The following is a 3,352-nucleotide window of genomic DNA, read 5'->3' as shown; positions in this document are numbered from 1 at the left end:
TTTTTTATCAGTGTTGACACATAAAGAGAGGTTCAGACACATAAACAGGCTGTGGAGAAGACTTTCTCCACAGCCTGGAAGAGCTTACTATATAGTAAGCTCTTTAAATTTTGGGGTGTAATTGTTTATCAATACGAGGAGGCAATTATGAATTTCTATTAAAAATACTTACAACAAATAAAACAATTGCATTTAGGATTAAAATTCCACTAAAGGTAAGCCCAGCAACACCTCCAGCGAAACCATCTCCAACTTTTTCACCAATTACATGCATAGTCGCGAAGAAAATGATGGGGGAAGAAAGGATGAAAATGCCACTGGCAATTTTCCATATTCGCCTATACTTCTTTGCACTAAAGAAAATTAGAGCATTAAAAGTGATAAGAAGAAAAAGAAATCTAATTAATGAATTCATCATATCATCCTTTTGAAATAAGTCTGAATTTTCGATTTCTATATATTCATTTTGAAGGAAATATTATACAATGTGATTATATTCTATGGAAAGCGAGTGATATAGTATGACAGTCAGCTCTTTCGAATTTTCATTAAAATTAAAGGTACAGGAAGATTAATTGAATTGAAATCTTCCGTACGTATAAAACGGAGGAGAAAATAAATGTTTAGTTTTTATAGTACACTTTGCACAGAACTTTATGATTACACAAAGCCTGTCGGTTATTCTTTACATGGTGATATTGAGTATTACAAAGAACGTTTGAAAAATTGTAAAGGAAGAATTCTTGAAGCAGCTGTAGGATCAGGACGTGTCATTATTCCATTTCTTGAAGCTGGTTTTAACATTGATGGGATAGATTATTCACCTGAAATGCTAGATTCTTGCCGTAAGCGGTGTAAAGAGAGAGGCTTACATCCTAATTTATATGAAGGAAGCTTACAACAATTTTCACTACCACATAAGTATGAGGCGATTATCATTCCTACTGGATCCTTTTGCTTAATTGAAAATCGTGAGGATTCTATAAATGCTTTGAAATGTTTGTATGAACATCTTAATACAGGTGGGCGCTTAATTGTAGATCTTATACTTCCGTATGACTGGAAGGTAGGTGAAATTCACACATCGACTTTTTCTCTGCCAAACGGAGACGGAATTACGTTAGAAAAGAAATCAATTGAAATGGATTGGCTGAACCAAATTGCTGTATCATATTTAAAATATGAAAAGTGGAGTAAAGGACAGTTAGTACAAACAGAACTACAACGTTTTGCAATGCGGTGGTATGGTATAGAAGAGTTTAAACTCCTTTTAGAAAGTATTGGTTTTTCTAACATTACTTGCTCTGCTGACTATGTATATGAAAAAGAGCCGTCAAATGCAAATCAAATGATTACGTTTGAAGCTGTACGAAAAAAATAGTACAGAAACTATTAATAAAAATAAGGCAATCGATACGAAATCGACTGCCTTATTTTCTATTTTGTGTAATTGTTTATAGAGAAAGATAGGAGGGAAATAAATGAAATTCATATTAATATTTGGCCCACAAGCAGTTGGGAAAATGACAGTGGGGCAAGAATTAGCAACATTAACCGGTTTAAAACTTTTTCATAACCATATGACAATTGATTTAGTAAGTCCAATTTTTGATTACAGTACGAAAGAAGCAAAAAGACTAGTAAGTTTATTTCGTAATGAAATATTTGAAGAAGTATCTAAAAGTGATTTATCTGGAATGATTTTTACTTATGTATGGGCATTTGACCTCCAATCCGATTGGGATTATATACATCATGTAGTAAGTATTTTTGAATCAAAAGGTGGGACGGTATATTTTGTAGAGCTGGAAGCGGAATTAGATGAAAGATTAGAACGGAATAAAAGTCCGCATAGATTAGAACATAAACCGAAAAAAAGAGATATTGAATGGTCTGAAAATAATTTAAAAGAAACGATGAAAAAGCATAGATTAAACTCTTTTCATGGTGAAATTGAAAAAGAAGAGTATATAAAAATTAATAATACTTACTTGAGTGCAAAAGAAGTAGCGGAAATGATTAAAGAGAAGTTTCGATTGTAAAATTTTTAAATGCTGATACGTTTTCATTGTCCAAGCATTCTCCTACTACCTACATATACTATTTATGTTAAAATCGGTCACTATTTTAAACAGGACTGCTATTTTAATATATACAACTATTCAAGGAAGAGGGGAGAATAAATTTGGAAAACGAAGAACAAGGAAGAATTGAAAATCAAGTGTATTCTAATCGGGTAGTTAGATCAGAATTTGATGAGAATTGGGAAACGTGTATTTCAAAAAGCGGTTATGTAATCTATGTAGCTACAAGTGATCATGCGGAAGTAATAGTACTTCTTGCAGATGGTTCAAGTAAATTATTAATCTTTGGAAAAGGCGGTAAAGTAGTAGTAGGTGGCGGCGGAACGAGTCATTACAGCAAACCACATATTGCAAGAAATATATAAGGTAGAACGTGTTTATTAAAAAGACACTCGAAAACGGTTAGCCACTCATGTTTAGAACATGGGTGGCTAACCGTTTTTATTTGTTTAAGTGATTTTAGAAAAACTTAATTTATTATTAACTTATGCATCATTCATATCATTTCGTCAAATGAATGTCACATAAAGGCTTTATAGTGTGAGTAGGAAGTGAAACATACACAAATGCATCGGGGCGGATTAGCACTAGCCTCTTTATCTGAAGAAAGTTTAATGGATTCACAAATCAATGCAAAAATAGCAATCACTAATATGGTCAAATCATATGAGCGCGGTGTGAAAAAAGGATTAAAAGATTGGGAGTTATTAAAATATGTCGCTAATACATCAGGATGGCCAGGTAATTTAGGAGAAGACTGGACGGATAAAAACACGAAATATAATATAGGTTTGGAACAATCATATAAGCAATATAAGAAAGTGAATTAAGAAAAGCATTTCCTATTTTGGGAAATGCTTTTTCTATGTTATAGTATAATAGTGTTTTAAAATGATGTTATTTTAGTATACTTCAAATTTTGTTATGTATTATTTTTATATTAAATAATCATTTAAAGTATTTTTTTATATAAGGAGCAATAATTAGAGAAATGAAAAATATAGACTTTATACTAGAAAGTGATGAGACATTAAAACCGTCAGAACGATTAGTACTATTATTATTAGAGAAGCATAGAATGTTATATACAAACGATCTATTGGCATTGTCTAATTTATCATATAAAACATTAACGGATTCATTAACTGCCCTTGTTTTAAAATCATATGTGTTAAAGGAAACAGGTAAGGGGAGAAGACAAAATTGTTATAGATTAGTATGATAAGTCCTGTCTCTTATACACATCTGACGCTGCCGACGAAGCTAGA

At 31.8% G+C, this 3,352-nt stretch carries 5 protein-coding genes and 1 pseudogene; 5 read left to right on the top strand and 1 reads right to left on the bottom strand.

Features of this window, described 5'->3' with window-relative positions:
* Nucleotides 1-145: 145 nt before the first annotated feature.
* A complete protein-coding gene (locus JDS92_RS29805) occupies nucleotides 146-415 on the bottom strand; it encodes a hypothetical protein (protein ID WP_173781304.1) in 270 nt (89 codons plus the stop codon).
* A 204-nt stretch (nucleotides 416-619) separates the two neighbouring features.
* Here JDS92_RS29805 and JDS92_RS29800 point away from each other — a divergent pair, with 204 nt between their 5' ends.
* From JDS92_RS29800 to JDS92_RS29780, 5 genes and pseudogenes are all read left to right on the top strand, one after another.
* On the top strand, nucleotides 620-1,381 hold the full coding sequence (locus JDS92_RS29800) for a class I SAM-dependent methyltransferase (protein WP_087969913.1): 762 nt from the start codon (nucleotides 620-622) through the stop codon (nucleotides 1,379-1,381).
* 100 nt (nucleotides 1,382-1,481) lie between these two features.
* Entirely contained in the window at nucleotides 1,482-2,042 is a 561-nt protein-coding gene (locus JDS92_RS29795) for an AAA family ATPase (protein WP_087969912.1), read from the top strand.
* Nucleotides 2,043-2,185: 143 nt separating this feature from the next.
* A complete protein-coding gene (locus JDS92_RS29790; protein WP_000426647.1) occupies nucleotides 2,186-2,449 on the top strand; it encodes a hypothetical protein in 264 nt (87 codons plus the stop codon).
* Nucleotides 2,450-2,647: 198 nt separating this feature from the next.
* Nucleotides 2,648-2,914 (top strand): annotated as a pseudogene (locus tag JDS92_RS29785) (invasion protein); the annotation flags it as partial.
* Nucleotides 2,915-3,075: 161 nt separating this feature from the next.
* Nucleotides 3,076-3,306, top strand: coding sequence for a hypothetical protein (locus tag JDS92_RS29780; protein WP_000789036.1), 231 nt, complete (start codon nucleotides 3,076-3,078; stop codon nucleotides 3,304-3,306).
* The last annotated feature ends 46 nt before the right edge of the window (nucleotides 3,307-3,352 follow it).

The organism is Bacillus cereus group sp. N12 (assembly GCF_016483575.1).
Lineage (GTDB): Bacteria > Bacillota > Bacilli > Bacillales > Bacillaceae_G > Bacillus_A > Bacillus_A toyonensis.
The sequence above is the reverse complement of the archived record's forward strand: the minus strand, read 5'-3'. Positions and strand labels throughout refer to the sequence as shown.